The sequence below is a fragment of the Peteryoungia aggregata LMG 23059 genome (assembly GCF_030814435.1).
Taxonomy (GTDB): domain Bacteria; phylum Pseudomonadota; class Alphaproteobacteria; order Rhizobiales; family Rhizobiaceae; genus Allorhizobium; species Allorhizobium aggregatum.
Genome location: NZ_JAUSUW010000008.1, coordinates 57,872 through 72,045, shown reverse-complemented (window position 1 = coordinate 72,045; position 14,174 = coordinate 57,872). Strand labels below are relative to the sequence as shown.

At 61.0% G+C, this 14,174-nt stretch carries 12 protein-coding genes; 8 read left to right on the top strand and 4 right to left on the bottom strand.

Annotation, left to right across the window (positions count from 1 at the left end):
* Window positions 1-55: 55 nt before the first annotated feature.
* Window positions 56-4,048: a response regulator gene (locus J2045_RS14740; RefSeq protein ID WP_307374052.1), complete on the top strand. Its 3,993-nt coding sequence runs from the start codon at window positions 56-58 to the stop codon at window positions 4,046-4,048.
* Here the strand turns inward: J2045_RS14740 and mnmC2 are convergent, their stop codons facing one another.
* Window positions 4,049-4,774 (bottom strand): tRNA (5-methylaminomethyl-2-thiouridine)(34)-methyltransferase MnmC2, encoded by a 726-nt coding sequence (gene mnmC2, locus J2045_RS14735; protein ID WP_307374050.1) that lies wholly within the window; start codon window positions 4,772-4,774, stop codon window positions 4,049-4,051.
* Between mnmC2 and J2045_RS14730 the strand changes: the two genes are divergently transcribed.
* The 4 genes from J2045_RS14730 to J2045_RS14715 all read left to right on the top strand — a co-directional run bounded on the left by J2045_RS14730 (window position 4,773) and on the right by J2045_RS14715 (window position 8,510).
* Entirely contained in the window at window positions 4,773-5,981 is a 1,209-nt protein-coding gene (locus J2045_RS14730; RefSeq protein ID WP_307374048.1) for an NAD(P)/FAD-dependent oxidoreductase, read from the top strand. The genes mnmC2 and J2045_RS14730 overlap by 2 nt on opposite strands.
* A gap of 137 nt (window positions 5,982-6,118) precedes the next feature.
* The gene (locus J2045_RS14725; RefSeq protein ID WP_166602186.1) at window positions 6,119-6,826 is read left to right on the top strand and encodes a DUF1045 domain-containing protein; all 708 of its coding nucleotides are present in this window, start codon (window positions 6,119-6,121) and stop codon (window positions 6,824-6,826) included.
* A gap of 91 nt (window positions 6,827-6,917) precedes the next feature.
* Entirely contained in the window at window positions 6,918-7,838 is a 921-nt protein-coding gene (gene puuE / locus J2045_RS14720; protein WP_307374045.1) for an allantoinase PuuE, read from the top strand.
* Between the two features lie 99 nt (window positions 7,839-7,937).
* Window positions 7,938-8,510 carry a hypothetical protein gene (locus J2045_RS14715; RefSeq protein ID WP_307374043.1) on the top strand — a complete coding sequence of 191 codons (573 nt, stop codon included), beginning with the start codon at window positions 7,938-7,940 and terminating at the stop codon, window positions 8,508-8,510.
* Between the two features lie 217 nt (window positions 8,511-8,727).
* On the opposite strand, the gene J2045_RS14710 is transcribed toward J2045_RS14715, so the two are convergent.
* The gene (locus J2045_RS14710) at window positions 8,728-9,606 is read right to left on the bottom strand and encodes a LysR substrate-binding domain-containing protein (RefSeq protein WP_307374039.1); all 879 of its coding nucleotides are present in this window, start codon (window positions 9,604-9,606) and stop codon (window positions 8,728-8,730) included.
* Between the two features lie 112 nt (window positions 9,607-9,718).
* Between J2045_RS14710 and J2045_RS14705 the strand changes: the two genes are divergently transcribed.
* Window positions 9,719-10,576 (top strand): urea carboxylase-associated family protein, encoded by an 858-nt coding sequence (locus J2045_RS14705; RefSeq protein WP_307374037.1) that lies wholly within the window; start codon window positions 9,719-9,721, stop codon window positions 10,574-10,576.
* Window positions 10,577-10,761: 185 nt separating this feature from the next.
* Here J2045_RS14705 and J2045_RS14700 read toward each other — a convergent pair whose 3' ends face one another.
* Entirely contained in the window at window positions 10,762-11,808 is a 1,047-nt protein-coding gene (locus J2045_RS14700; protein ID WP_307374034.1) for an NAD(P)-dependent alcohol dehydrogenase, read from the bottom strand.
* A gap of 233 nt (window positions 11,809-12,041) precedes the next feature.
* Between J2045_RS14700 and uraD the strand changes: the two genes are divergently transcribed.
* Both uraD and alc read left to right on the top strand, forming a co-directional pair.
* Window positions 12,042-12,539: a 2-oxo-4-hydroxy-4-carboxy-5-ureidoimidazoline decarboxylase gene (gene uraD / locus J2045_RS14695; protein WP_307374031.1), complete on the top strand. Its 498-nt coding sequence runs from the start codon at window positions 12,042-12,044 to the stop codon at window positions 12,537-12,539.
* Window position 12,540: 1 nt separating this feature from the next.
* Entirely contained in the window at window positions 12,541-13,563 is a 1,023-nt protein-coding gene (alc, locus tag J2045_RS14690; protein WP_307374028.1) for an allantoicase, read from the top strand.
* 97 nt (window positions 13,564-13,660) lie between these two features.
* Here the strand turns inward: alc and J2045_RS14685 are convergent, their stop codons facing one another.
* The gene (locus J2045_RS14685) at window positions 13,661-13,840 is read right to left on the bottom strand and encodes a DUF2735 domain-containing protein (RefSeq protein WP_298467171.1); all 180 of its coding nucleotides are present in this window, start codon (window positions 13,838-13,840) and stop codon (window positions 13,661-13,663) included.
* Window positions 13,841-14,174 lie beyond the last annotated feature (334 nt).

Sequence of the window (14,174 nt, the reverse complement as noted above, 5' to 3'; positions counted from 1 at the left end):
CATTCCAAGCCATTTATATGAGTTGGGAGAAACCGAATTGATCCGGGGAAGCGACTTGCTCGACCTAGTTCGCGAGAAGATCGCCGCGCTTGACCTGCCCTCGTATGTCAAGGACAGCGAGCTGCGCTATGTCGTGGTCAACGATGCCTTCGCCCGGCTGCACAATCTGAGTGTCGAGAGTTTCATCGGTCGTGCCGATCGCGACATCCTCGGCGACGACATGGACGGCTATCGCGATGACCGTGAGCGTCGTGTGCTCGTCTTCGGCGAAGAAGAAGAGGTGCGCCTGAGGCCGGAACCGGGCGGGCCGGTGCATATCCTGCGGATCGAGCGCTTCTTCGACGATGACGACCGGATCTACCTGTTCGGTTTCATAGAGCATCATGTCGCCGGCGCGACGGCTGTGGATGTTGCGCCGGTACCCGTCATGCCGTCGATGGACGTGTTCCAGGCAGTTCTGGAGCAGTATCCGATTGCCACCTATGTGCGTGATTCCGATCATCGGCTCGTCTTCGCCAATGCCGCCTATGCCACCATCGTTGGCCAACCCATGGCGGAACTGATCGGCAAGACGGAAACCGAGATTTTTCCTGTCGCAGGGGCGGAATATCTGGCGAAGAACACCAAGATCCTCGCCACCGGTGTGACGGATGAAGACCATGAAATTCTCGTCCGCCCGGATGGTGGACGCATCCATATCCTATCGCGGACTGCAAGCATCAAGGCCCCGGATGGGGCCGCCTACATCGTCGGCTCGCTTACCGATCTTTCACAGTTGCGACAGAGCGAAGAGAGACTTGCAGCGGCTCGACGCGAGGCCGACAGCCAGCGTGCCTATTTCGAGACGCTGCTGCTTTCCTTGCCGGTCGGCATTCTTCTCATCGGCCCCGGGCTTGATATCGAGTATGCCAATGCCGCTTTTCTCGACATGTGCGAGTTTAATGAACCGGTCGATCTTATCGGCATGCCCTATTCGACATTCCTCGACCGTGTTGCGCGCCGCATGCTGCCGCATCTCACCGATGCGGAAATCCGGGCCCGTGTCGATTTTCGCATCGAGCAGATGGTGACACTTGACGAGGGCCCGCTGATCGATGCCAAGACGCCGTCCGGTCGCGCCTTGTCGGCTGGAAGCCGCAAGCTTGCCGGCGGGCGCATTCTCGTGACCTTCTCTGATGTCACTGAGATGGTGCACCGGGAGGAGGAGACGCTGCTCTATCGAGCAACGCTCGAACAGATGCCGGTGCCTGTGTTCATCCGCGACATCAATCGTCGGCTCATCTACGTCAATGCCGCCTATGAAGAGCTTCACGGCCAGCGCCGCGAAGACATTTACGGGATGACCGAAGAGGAAATGTGGCCCGACACCGGCGGACGGATGAAGGAGGAGAACATCCGGATCCTCGAACAGGGTGTGCGCATCGACAGGGATGTCGACACGGTGACGCGCCATGGGGAGGTGATCCCGGTCATCACGCGTCTCAACCGGATCACGACCGCTGAGCGCAAGCACTATCTCGTCGGCTCCGTCAACGACGTTTCGGTGATCAAGAGGGGGCAGGAGGCCTTGCTCGCCGCACAGGCCCGCAGCGAAGCGCTCTATAGCGACATGGTGGCGATGTTGCAGGTCATGCCTGTTGGCGTTGTGATCCTCGACCGTGCCTACACCGTGGAATTCGCCAACGAGAAGTGCCGCGAGATCTGGGAGTGGCCGGCCGAGCTTCCGCTTACCGGCGTGCAGTTCCGGCACTATTGCCTGGAAAATCACAAGCGCGGCTGGAGCTGGCCCGGCGTCGATTTCGAGGAGGGGTATCGCCAGCGCATCGCCCAATTTGACGCGCTCGAAGGTTCGCGTGTCACCGAACTGGACTATGCTGACGGCAAGTTGGTGCTCGCCACGATCACGCGACTGCAGGATCGCAAGATCCTGCTGACCTATTCCGATCTCACCGAAATGCGGAAGCGGGAGCGGGAAATCGGCGAGGCACAGCAGCAGCTGGAACGGCTGGGCCGTTTTCTGCAGGAGTCCATGCGGATGATGTCGCAGGGCCTGCTGATGATCGAGCAGGGACGCATCGCTGAAGTCAATCCGTCCTTCGGCCGGATACTCGATGTGCCGGAAGGGCTGGTGCTTCCCGGCGAGAGCTGGCGGTCGCTGTTCAATTTCTGTGCCGAGCGCGGCGATTTCGGCGACGAAGCCACCACGCTTCTCGACCAGTGGGAAGGCGCGCTTCAGCGGTCGACCGGCGTCTCGACCACCTTCCTCGCGGGCGGAAGGACCTGGGTCAAGCTTGAAGCCACATTCGGCGGCGACGGCAGTTGCGTCGTCGTGCTCACGGATGTCACGGAACTCAAGGCGCGCGAGGCGGAACTGGAAGTCCTGCTTGCCCGTGCCGAAGCGGCCGACAAGGCGAAGTCCGACTTCCTCGCCAATATGAGCCACGAGATCCGCACGCCGATGAATGGTGTTCTCGGCATGGCGGAACTGTTGTCGAAATCGGAACTGGACAGCCGCCAGAAGACTTTCGTCGACATCATGGTCAAGTCGGGCAACGCGCTTCTGACGATCATCAACGATGTCCTCGATTTCTCGAAGATCGATGCCGGGCAGTTGCGGTTGCGGAAATCTCCGTTCGATCCGGTTGAGGCGATCGAGGACGTCGCGACCCTTCTCTCGGCCGCCGCCGCAGAGAAGGATATCGAACTTTTGGTCTCCGGTGATCAATCCGTGGAACACACCTTCCTGGGCGATCCCGGGCGCTTCCGGCAGATCGTCACCAACCTGCTCGGCAATGCGATCAAGTTCACCGAGAAGGGGCATGTTCATGTCGCGGTGTCGACCGAAAACGAGACAGCAGGGCAGGCCGTCCTGAAGCTTCGTATCGAGGACACGGGCATCGGCATTGCGCCCGACATGCAGGCAAAGATCTTCGAGAAGTTCTCGCAGGTCGACACGTCGTCGACGCGGCGGCACGAGGGTACCGGCCTCGGGCTCGCCATCACTGCGGGCCTTGTCAGGCTCTTCGGTGGCAAGCTGCACGTCTCGTCGGAGGTTGGACAAGGGTCGATCTTCACCGTCGAGCTGCCGCTCACGATCGTTGCTGAACGCCGCCGCCAGAAGGACTTGCCGGCGACGGTCAAGGATGCCCGGGTCCTCGTCATCGACGACAATGCGGTCAATCGCCGGATCATTACCGAGCAGTTGGCGATGTGGGGCTTTGACGGACTGGCGGTCGCGGATGGGGACACCGGCCTTGAAATTCTCGCCGAAGCACATCGGGAGCAGCTGGCGATCGATGTCGTGGTCATCGACTACCAGATGCCCGACATGAATGGTGTCGACGTGGCACGGGCCATCCGGGCTGACAGGCGTTTCGATGACATCGCGCTCGTCTTCCTCACCTCCATGGACATGGTCGGCGACGACAGACTGTTCGAGACCCTCAGGGTGCAGGCGCACCTGATGAAGCCGGCGCGTGCGAACGTTCTGCGCGGCGCAATCATCGACGTGGTGCGCACGGCGCGGGTGCAGGGCGTCAATTCGGCCCGCTCATGGCCTTTGGCTTCGCCGGCTCCGCTTCCGGCCATGGCGACGCAGGTCGCGGCAGCCGTTCCGGACACGCCTTCCAGCTTCACTGACGAAGGTGGTCTCAAGGTGCTGATTGCGGAAGACAATCCGGTCAACCAGATCGTTTTCCGGCAGATCCTCACCGGCAGCGGCATCGCCTACCGAATCGTCGACAATGGCGAAGAGGCGGTCGCAGCCTGGCAGAGTGAGCCGCCTGACCTGATCCTGATGGATGTTTCCATGCCGGTGATGAACGGGCACCAGGCGACCGGCGCGATCCGCAAGGGCGAGCAGGGGACGGGGCGACATATACCCATCATCGGCGTCACGGCGCACGCACTCGACAGCGACCGGGAAGCCTGCCTTGCTGCCGGGATGGACGATTACCTGTCGAAGCCGATCTCGCCGGAGCTGCTCCTGCGCAAGATCGAGCAATGGGGCGGCAAGCGCGTCGCGGCCACGGCCCGTGTGGAGCGTTGATCAGGCGCGGCGCCTGACACCGCAGAGCATTTCCCGCTTTCCGGCAAAGCCCGGACGTCGCTCCACGTCAAAGCCCGAGGCAATGAGATTGCGGCGCACGAAGCCGGCTGCGGCATAGGTGGCGAAGCTGCCGCCTTCGCGTGTCTTGTCGTAGACCCGCTGCATCAGTTCTGCCGACCACATGGCACTGTTGCGCGAGGGGGCGAAACCGTCGAGGAACCAGGCGTCGAATGTCAGGTCGATCGCTTCCAGGCTTTCGAGCGCATCGCCGCAGACCACGCGTAAACGGGTCTGGTCGTCGAGGTCGATATCGACGATGCCGTTTGGTGCCGCCGGCCAGCGGGCAACCAGTGACCGGCGTTCGGCTTCAATCTCCGGCCAGCGGGACAGCGCGCGGTCGATCTCCTCGGCCTGCATCGGGAAAAGTTCAAAGGAGACGAAGTCGAGACGGGTGCCGGGGCGGCGGTGTTCCTTCCACTGCCGCCACGTCTCACAGGCATTGAGGCCGGTGCCGAAGCCGAGTTCGCCGATGGTGAAGGTCTCTGCCTGCCGCCAGCGATCCGGCAGGCCATTGCCGGCGAGGAAGACATGGCCGCATTCCAGCCGGCCGTCGGTCTGGCAATAAAAATGATCGCCAAAGGCGGTGGAAAAGGGCATATCGCCGTCATGCCAGGTAAGCGGTGCCTGGGTGTCGCCGGTCCCCGGTGGATAGTTTGAATGGGTCATGGCCATGTCCGATAAATCGACAGTGATGTCAGGTCAATTGCGGGCAGACCTCGTCATCGTCGGTGGTGGCATCATGGGCCTCTGGGCGGCGCTGAAAGCCGAGCGCCGGGGTATCGATACCATCCTGATCGAGGCAGAGAGAACCGGGAGCGGCGCGAGCGGTGGCCTGCTCGGCGCGCTGATGGCGCATATGCCGGATCGATGGAACGAGAAGAAGCAGCTGCAGTTCGATGGGCTTCTGTCGCTGGAGGCCGAGATCACCACGCTGGAGGCCGAGACAGGTCTGTCCGCCGGCTATCGGCGTTGCGGGCGGCTCATCCCGCTGCCCAAGGCGCATCTGCGGGCGATCGCCGAGCGTCATTCACTTGAGGCCGAAACCAACTGGTGCCAGCAAGGGCGTATCTTCGATTGGTCGGTGATCGACGAAAGCCCGTTTGCCGACTGGCCGGCGAAGGAATTCTGCGAGGCAGGGCTCGTCCATGACGGCTTTGCGGGACGTGTCTCACCGCGCGGATTTACGGCTGCGATCCGGGCGAGGCTGGAGCGTGCCGGGCGGGTGCGAATGTTCGAGGGGACCACCGTGACCGCCATCGATGCCGATGCAAGGCAGATCCGGCTGGCGGATGGTGTAACGCTCGGTTTCGGCGATCTGCTTGTTGCGGCGGGTGTCTCGTCGTTCCCTCTCCTCGAAACGCTCGGGCCTGCACTTGCCAAGCCATTGGGCCGAGGCGTGAAAGGGCAGGCGGCGCTGCTGAGGGTCGATCTTGTCGCCGAGTTGCCGCTCCTCTACCTCGACGGTCTCTATGTCGTGCCGCATGACGGCGGTCATGTCGCGATCGGCAGCACGAGCGAGAACAGTTTCGACCAAGCCTTCTCGACGGATGCCCAACTCGACACCTTGATCTCCGGGGCGCGGCGGCTGGCGCCGATGCTGCAAGAGGCCGAGGTTGTCGAGCGCTGGGCGGGTCTGCGACCCAAGGCGGTCGATCGCGACCCGATGGTTGGTCCGCATCCGGGGCATTCGCATATCCACGCGCTGACAGGGGGCTTCAAGGTCAGTTTCGGCATTGCCCATCTGCTCGCCGATGCTGTCCTCGATTCGGTTGGAGGCGCAGCATTGCCGCTGCCTCACAGCTTCTCGCTCGCCCATCACATTTCGGTGGCTGCTCGTCGTGCAGATGATGAGGAATTTACCGAAATACCCTGAATTTGCGGGGTTTTATATTGTGGGCTCGCGGCAAATGACGCCGCCCGTTTCGTGATACTGTCATGCAAATCACCTATCCACAGGGTTGAAACGGCATCCGCTAAAGTGCCGGAGCGAGCCAGTGCGAGGTGCTCGACATGCGCTATGCCATCTGTTTTACACCACCCTCCGGCGATCCGCTGGCACTTGCTGCTGCGAGCTGGCTGGGGCGAAACGTCTTTTCCGGCGAAGCGGCTGAACATCCGGGCCTCAAGGGGCTCGGCGTGCATGAGATTGCCTTCCATACGGCTCTGCCGCGACGGTTCGGTTTTCACGCGACGTTCAAGGCGCCCTTTCGCTTGAGCGACGGATCGACGGAAGCGTCGCTGCTGCGCGAACTCATGCATTTCTCCGGGCGCATGGAGCCGGTGGCGCTCGACGGCCTGACCGTCGGCCGCATCGGGGATGTCTACGGTCTGATTCTCGAACGCCCGTGTCCCTCTGTGGACTACCTCGCGGCCTCGGTCGTTCAGGCTTTTGACGGCTTTCGGGCGCCGCTGTCCGAAACCGAGATCGAGCGGCGCAATCCCGAGCGGCTTTCGGCGCCGCAGTTCAGCAATCTCAGCCGCTGGGGACATCCTTATGTGATGGACGAGTTTCGCTTTCACATGACGCTGACCGGGCCGCTTCTGGCGCGGGATTTTCCGCGGATTGAGCAGGGGTTGAAAGCCCATTTTGATCCTGCTCTCGCCGAGCCTGTCGTGGTGACCAATCTCGCGCTGTTTGTCGAAGCTGAGCGGGGTGCACCGTTTACCGTGCATTCGCTGCATCCGCTGGGGCGGGTTTCCAGCCGGAAGATTGCCTGACCTGTTTGCGCTGCAGCAAATTCCGCTTTTTCCATCTCGACAGGTGCGGTCGCCGACAATAGCCTCGCGTCAAAACACGAGAGGTGAACCTATGACGACTGCCCCCTATCCCCGCGACCTCATAGGCTATGGCCGTGACATTCCCGATCCGAAATGGCCCGGGGATGCGCGGATCGCGGTGCAGTTCGTGGTGAACTACGAGGAGGGCGGCGAGAGCAACATTCTCGATGGCGACCCGGCCTCGGAGAACCTGCTGTCGGAAATCGTCGGTGCCCAGCCTTGGCCCGGCCAGCGCAACCTCAACATGGAATCGATCTACGAATACGGCTCGCGCGCCGGCTTTTGGCGGCTCTGGCGGATGTTCACCGAGCGCAAGGTGCCGGTCACCGTCTATGGCGTGACGCTTGCCATGGCGCGCAATCCCGAGGCCGTTGCCGCGATGAAGGAAGCGGACTGGGAAATCGCCAGCCATGGCTATCGCTGGCTCGAATACAAGGATTTTCCCGAAGAGGTCGAGCGTCAGCACATTCAAGAGGCCGTGCGGCTGCACAAGGAACTGACCGGCTCGCACCCACTCGGCATGTATCAGGGCAAGCCATCCATGAACACGCTGCGCCTCGTGATGGAGGAGGGCGGTTTCCTATATTCCTCCGACAATTATTCCGACGACCTGCCGTTCTGGGTGCCGGATCTCCACGGCAAACCTTTCCTGATCATCCCCTATACGCTCGAGACCAACGACATGCGCTTTGCCACGCCGCAGGGCTTCAACTCCGGCGACCAGTTCTTCACCTATCTCAAGGACGCCTTCGATGTGCTCTATGAGGAGGGGAAAAACGGCAGCCCGAAGATGATGTCCGTCGGTTTGCACTGCCGCCTCGTCGGGCGACCGGGAAGGGCTGCGGCGCTGGCGCGGTTTATCGATTATGTGACTGCTCATGAGAAGGTCTGGGTGCCCAAGCGGATCGAGATTGCCGAGCACTGGCACAAGTATCACAAGCCGACGTGGTGAGCTCTAAATCCATCCGATAGGTTGTTTGATTTGACAGTCTCGCGCAAGTGTTGAGCGATAGCGCTGCTGGTTGAAGCCACTTGGAGGTCGAGGTCAGTCATGGAAATTTCCAACCGATACAACATGCCAATCCCGTCGCAGTATTCAGCCTTGTCCAAAGAGGCTGGCGAGGCTTGGCAAGATATCACAGGCACGGATGCGCCGAATGCCGCTGTTCCAGGGGTCTCCGGAAGCACTGCACATCAGAATCTCAACATGACGCTCTCCGCCAATGCCTTGAACACGCATGGTGCCCCGCTGAGCCGCATTCTGACAACGGCAGGAATGGCAAGCCCGGCTCTAGCGGCGGCTCTTTCGAGCGGTGTCGTTAATCCCGCTGACTGGCTTTTGCCGTCAGATATCAGTCTGTATGAGCAGGCGACCGGCGGCACGATCAAGGATGGCGTCATTTACGACAAGGACGGCAACGTCAACTCCGACCAGGCGGATGCCGATCTCGTCAATTCTCTTTTTGACATGCGGAATTATGGGACATTTTCGGATGGTCAGCCAAGATTGATCATAGGCGACATTACTGTCGGTGATCTCAAGGCGTTTATTGATTACAATCGCCCCAACTCTGCGGTTAACACGGGTATCCTTGACAGAGCGCTTGAAGCTCTTTCTGCTTAAGGGTGAGACTGTCCATAGCCTGGTGCGCACTCCGTTTGACATCGCTTAGGTGTGCTTTTTGTTTTGGTCAACAAATGCAGAAAACCCCGTTGGGGCGCTGGAGTTTGCGTGGGCGAGATCAACTGAGGTGCAGAATGGCAAAGCTTGTGGCCTTGAAAAAGAAGCTCATGAAAAACCCGGCATTCCGAGCCGAGTATGAGAAAGCCTGCGTCGAGTATCAGGCGCTGGAAGCCGAGCTTGCGGCCTCTTGCAGCAACCAGTCCCGCAAGATCGCGGCTGGGTCGGACAGGTTCGTGCCTGACAGCAGCCAATAGGCCTTGTCCTCGTCCGCAGCTTCATCGAACAGCACGGTCAGCGTGCCTGTTTCCAGGTGGTCGGTGATCAGGGCTGTGGGGCAGAGGCCGATGCCGAGGCCCGAGAGGACCGAACTGACGAGCAGGTTGAAATCGGCATAGAGCGGTCCTGCCGGTGTCGGGCCCTCGATCCCGCGTGCCGCCAGCCAGGATTGCCAGGCGGCCTCGGTTGCGTCGTGCAACAGGTCCTGTTTCAGGAGGTCGGCGGGCGTGGTGATCGGCCCGTGCCGCTCCAGATAGGCGGGCGCACAGGTGGGCCGGGTGGCGGCATCCAGGATGCGGTCCGCCCGACCCGGCGGGCGGGTGCCGTGTCCGATCAGCAGGTCTGCGCCGGCTTCATCCGGGGTCAGTGCGCCGAGCGGATAGACGATCGACACCTGGATATCGGGATGTGCTGCGCGGAAACGGGGCAGGCGGGGGCCGAGCCAGTGGGTGACGACCGAGGGCATGCAGGCAAGGCTCGCCCGGACGACCGTCTTTCTCGAAGACAGCCGCTCGACGGCGCGGGCGATGTGGCCGAGGCCTTCCGAGCAAGCGGCGCCGAGTTCGCGTCCGTCGGCGGTGAGGCGCACGCCACGCGGCCGACGTTCGAAGAGGGCAAGGCCCAGCCACTCCTCCAGCGCCTTCACATGCTGGCTGACGGCCGCTGCCGTCATGCCGAGTTCGGTTGCGGCCTGCAGGAAGCTTTCGCGGCGGGCGGCGGCCTCGAAGGCGCGGAGTGTCGGGAGCGGTGGCAGTTTCATCCATTCATGACTAAGCCAGACTTGCTCATGGGGCAAGAAGGGAGGCTGTTGTCATAAGACTGGCCCTGGGGCACGTTGTGGGCTTCATCCTGATGCCGTTCCGGAGCCTCCCATGTCCCCCTTCAACGCAAACATCCCCGTTCCCGCCGATGCGGCTGCCCGCCGGGCTGTAAAACCCGTCGTCTGCTATCCGGTCGAGTCGTTGAAAGCACCCGACATGGGCATCCTGGAGCGGGCACGGGCGGTGATGGAGAAGGTCGGCGAGGTGATCGTGCCGCCGCGCGAGGGCAATACCTTCGAGGTTCCCAAGGGACATTTCTTCCGCATTGTCAGCATCGAGGGGCCGCAGGTCGGGGACCTCAACCTCTGGAATGCCAACGATCTTTCCGAGCGCTTCTTTTCTGGTAAGACGCGAGCGCTGCATGCCACCCATGTCACCACCGGCAACCGCCTCTGGAGCAACTTGCCGTCGCTCAGACCCATGGCGACCATCAGCCATGATACACTCGGCTGGTACGGCTTCGACGAATTCGGTGGCGGCGTGCATGATGTCATCGGCACCCGCTGCGATCCCTATACCAACCGGCTGCTATCAGGCGGCGACTATCATCACTGCTGCCATTCCAACCTCTGCCGGGCGCTGGCGCATCATACCGGATCCGACATCAAGGTGGCCGAGCCGCATGTGCATGACGTCTTGAACGTCTTCATGTGCACCGGTTTCACCCGCGATACGCAGCAGTATTTCATGAAGGCTAGCCCGGTTCGCCCCGGTGATTTCCTGGAGATGTTCGCGGAGATCGATCTCTTGGGCGCGCTTTCGGCCTGCCCGGGCGGGGATTGCAGCGCCAGCCATTCGAGCGATGTGGCGAAGTGTTATCCGTTGAAGGTGGAAATCTACCGGCCGGATATGGCCTTGCTTGCGGATTGGCCGTTTCCGGAGCGGAACGGGTATCAGTTGCAGGATTGAGCGTCGTTGGCCCTTTGGTCGTCATGCTCGGGCTTGTCCCGAGCATCTGCAAGGCTTTGATTGTATTCGACATTGGTAGATCCTCGGCACAAGGCCGAGGATGACGTGGCGGGTGTCTTAAGCCCTTCAAAAAGCCGAGGACCCAACGGAGCCGAGCCCTCTCCCTCTCGTCGGTTTGACCAGCCTCAGTCCTTGGCGAGGCTCGCGATGTCGATGACGAAGCGGTAGCGGACGTCGCTCTTGATGACGCGCTCATAGGCTTCGTTGACATCCTGGATGTCGATGATCTCGATCTCAGGCGTGATGTTGTGCTTGCCGCAGAAGTCCAGCATTTCCTGGGTTTCCTTGATCGAGCCGATCATCGAGCCGGCGAGCGAACGACGGCCGCCGATCAGCGCGAAGGCATGCACGGGGACCGGGTTTTCCGGCACGCCGAGCAGGACCATGGTGCCGTCGACCTTGAGAAGGTTCAGGTAGGCGTTCCAGTCGATCTCGGCGCTGACGGTGCAGAGGATCAGGTCGAAGGAGCCGGCGAGCTTTTTGAACGTCTCGGCGTCCGAGGTGGCGTAGTAATCCTTGGCGCCGAAGGCGATGCCGTCGTCCTTCTTCGACAGGCTCTGGCTGAGCACGGTGACGTCAGCGCCCATGGCCGCGCCGATCTTGACACCCATATGGCCAAGGCCGCCCATGCCGATGACGGCGACTTTCTTGCCGGGACCGGCCTTCCAGTGGCTGAGCGGCGAATAGAGCGTGATGCCGGCGCAAAGCAGCGGGGCTGCCTTGTCGAGCGGGATGTTGTCCGGGATGGAGAGAACATAGTCTTCCTGCACGACGATGGAATCGGCATAGCCACCTTGCGTCGGGGTCACGCCGTCGACTTCCACCGAGTTATAGGTGCCGACGAGACCCGGCATATACTGTTCGCGGTAAAGGTCGCGTTCGCAATGCAGGCAGGAATTGACGAAGCAGCCAACGCCGACGCGGTCGCCGAGCTTGTACTTCGAGACCTTGGAGCCGACTGCGGTGACCACGCCGGCGATCTCGTGGCCGGGGACCATGGGGAATGTCGAGTTGCCCCATTCGTTGCGGGCCTGGTGGATGTCGGAATGGCAGATGCCGGAGAACTTGATCTCGATCACCACGTCGTCCGCGTTCGGTTCGCGACGCTCGAAGGTGAAGGGAACCAATGGCTTGGAGGCGTCCGTTGCGGCATAGCCTTTGGCAATCGGCATGGGGTATCCTTTCAAAAGTCATGGGAGAAGCGAGCTGTAGATAGGTCGATCCGGGTCTGCTGCAAGCGAAGGACCATGGCGTTTGTGTTGAAAGTGCCTGTCGTCTTCGGAAACTCGACAAGACCAGGGGGCTCGGCTAATCCTTGTCATCAACTGCTTCGCGACATGCGCAGGCGGGCCCTCCTTGCCGCCGCTCTGACCGCTGCGGCCTCATACGATACTGGATTGACGGCATGGACAGAGCGGACTTCGTTCAGCGTTTCGGCGGGGTGTTCGAACATTCGCCCTTCATTGCGGAACGGGCCTTCGATGCCGGCATGATCGAAGAGCCGCTGACGGCGCTCGACGTGCATGATGCCATGGCCGCGATGTTTCGCACGGCAAGCCAGGATGAGCGGCTGGGCGTCTTGCGCGCACACCCGGATCTCGCGGGAAAGCTCGCAATTGCGGGCGAACTGACCGAAGACAGCAAGCGCGAACAGGCTGGCGCCGGGCTTGATCGGCTGAGTGCCGAAGAGCACGCCCGCTTTACGGCGCTGAACACGGCCTATGTCGAAAAATTCGGCTTTCCCTTCATCATCGCGGTCAAGGGATTGACGAAGGACGACATTCTCGCCGCCTTCGAGACGCGCATCGCCAATAGCCGCGATGAGGAATTCGACACCGCCTGCCAGCAGGTGGAAAAAATCGCCAGGCTTCGACTCGAAAGCCTGCTTCCGGAGACACACTGATATGCTTGAGACCTCGACCGTCGTTCTGCCGGATTTCGCTGCCGGTGCCGTCAATCTCGCCTCGGCCCGCCTTGGTGCCGTAGGCATCTTCTCGACCGACGAGTTCTTCGCGCCGCTCTCGCGCATGCTGAACGATGATCCCGCAACCTTCGATCCGGACCTTTACGACGACAACGGCAAATACATGGATGGCTGGGAAAGCCGTCGCAAACGTGTGCCGGGCCATGACTATGCCGTCATCCGGCTTGCCATGCCGGGGCGCATCTTCGGCTTTGATGTCGATACGCGCTTCTTTACCGGCAACTACCCGCCGCATGGCTCGATTGAGGCGGCTTTCGTTGAAAGCGGCGATCCGACCGATGCGACGGTCTGGACCGAACTCGTGGCCAAGTCGCCGCTCGGGGCGTCTGCCCAGCATTTCTTTGCCAATTCCGATACGTCGAAAGTCTGGACGCATCTGCGCCTGCACATTTATCCCGATGGTGGCGTGGCGCGTCTGCGCGTTTATGGCGCTGCCCATTTTGACTGGTCGAAGGTCGACGCGACGGAAGAGATCGATCTCGCCTACATCTTCCATGGTGCAAAATCGCTCGCCTGGTCGGATGCCCATTACGGCCATCCCGACAAGATTCTGTCGCCCGGCCGTGGCACCAATATGGGGGATGGCTGGGAAACCAAGCGCCGCCGTGGTCCCGGCCATGACTGGGCGATCATTCGGCTCGGCCATGCTGGTGTGATCAACCGGGTGCTGATCGACACGCATTTCTACAAGGGCAATTATCCGGATACCTGCGAGCTGCTGGGTGCCTATCTGCCTGACGCAGGCGACACTTTCAGCGACGCGGAGATTGCCGCATCCGAACAGTGGAAGCCGATTCTGACGCGGCAGAAGATGCAGATGGATGCCGAGCATTTCTATGAAGGCGACCAGCTCCAGAAGATCGGTCCGGTCACGCATGTGCGGATCGGCGTGCATCCGGACGGCGGCGTCATGCGCCTGCGCCTGTTCGGCACCAAGGCCTGAATGTAGGGTAGATACGAAAAGAGCGGGCAAAGGCCCGCTCGTCGCATGCTTTTCGCCGTCCGCAATGCGGGCGGCTTTTTTATCGCCTTGATGGCGTTTACTGTTTCGGCGCCCGTTCGGCTTCGCGGATCGCTTCCTCGTGATACCAGCTTGCCGAACCGCTCTCATAAATCACGGGTTTCGGCGTCTGGCGCTCACGCATGGCTTTCAGCCGGGCCAGGTCACGCACCGGGAATTCGTAGATCTTCGCCGATTCCCGAACCATGTTCGTTGTCATGCTACTACCTCTCGTTTCACCGAGTGTTGTCTCGATGGTCCATGCTTAGCACGTCTAAAACTGAAATGCACATGAAAAGTGCAAATTGACTATTTTATGGGCAATATTGCGACAGAAAAAGTGATGAATTTAAAATCATCACAGCGCTTTCTTGTGCCGTTCAGGCTGAAAACGCCGTTCGCCGGCATTCTGTTCCGGTAGAATAAGGTCTTTCTGTTTAAGATTTCGCTTTCGTCACGGGGTTTTCACCGGCTTTCCGCCGACTTTCGTGACGGGCCGATGACGGAGGCTGCGAATTGGCACGGATCCTGCTTTTCTTTGTACGACTCCCGGG

Bases quoted from the DNA above. Each gene is read 5' to 3' on its own strand.
- J2045_RS14700 (WP_307374034.1), bottom strand. From the start codon at position 11,808: ATGCCGATTGCCAAAGGCTATGCCGCAACGGACGCCTCCAAGCCATTG.
- J2045_RS14710 (WP_307374039.1), bottom strand. From the start codon at position 9,606: ATGAAACTGCCACCGCTCCCGACACTCCGCGCCTTCGAGGCCGCCGCC.
- mnmC2 (WP_307374050.1), bottom strand. From the start codon at position 4,774: ATGACCCATTCAAACTATCCACCGGGGACCGGCGACACCCAGGCACCG.
- J2045_RS14730 (WP_307374048.1), top strand. From the start codon at position 4,773: ATGGCCATGTCCGATAAATCGACAGTGATGTCAGGTCAATTGCGGGCA.
- J2045_RS14715 (WP_307374043.1), top strand. From the start codon at position 7,938: ATGGAAATTTCCAACCGATACAACATGCCAATCCCGTCGCAGTATTCA.
- uraD (WP_307374031.1), top strand. From the start codon at position 12,042: ATGGACAGAGCGGACTTCGTTCAGCGTTTCGGCGGGGTGTTCGAACAT.
- J2045_RS14725 (WP_166602186.1), top strand. From the start codon at position 6,119: ATGCGCTATGCCATCTGTTTTACACCACCCTCCGGCGATCCGCTGGCA.
- J2045_RS14705 (WP_307374037.1), top strand. From the start codon at position 9,719: ATGTCCCCCTTCAACGCAAACATCCCCGTTCCCGCCGATGCGGCTGCC.
- puuE (WP_307374045.1), top strand. From the start codon at position 6,918: ATGACGACTGCCCCCTATCCCCGCGACCTCATAGGCTATGGCCGTGAC.
- J2045_RS14685 (WP_298467171.1), bottom strand. From the start codon at position 13,840: ATGACAACGAACATGGTTCGGGAATCGGCGAAGATCTACGAATTCCCG.
- alc (WP_307374028.1), top strand. From the start codon at position 12,541: ATGCTTGAGACCTCGACCGTCGTTCTGCCGGATTTCGCTGCCGGTGCC.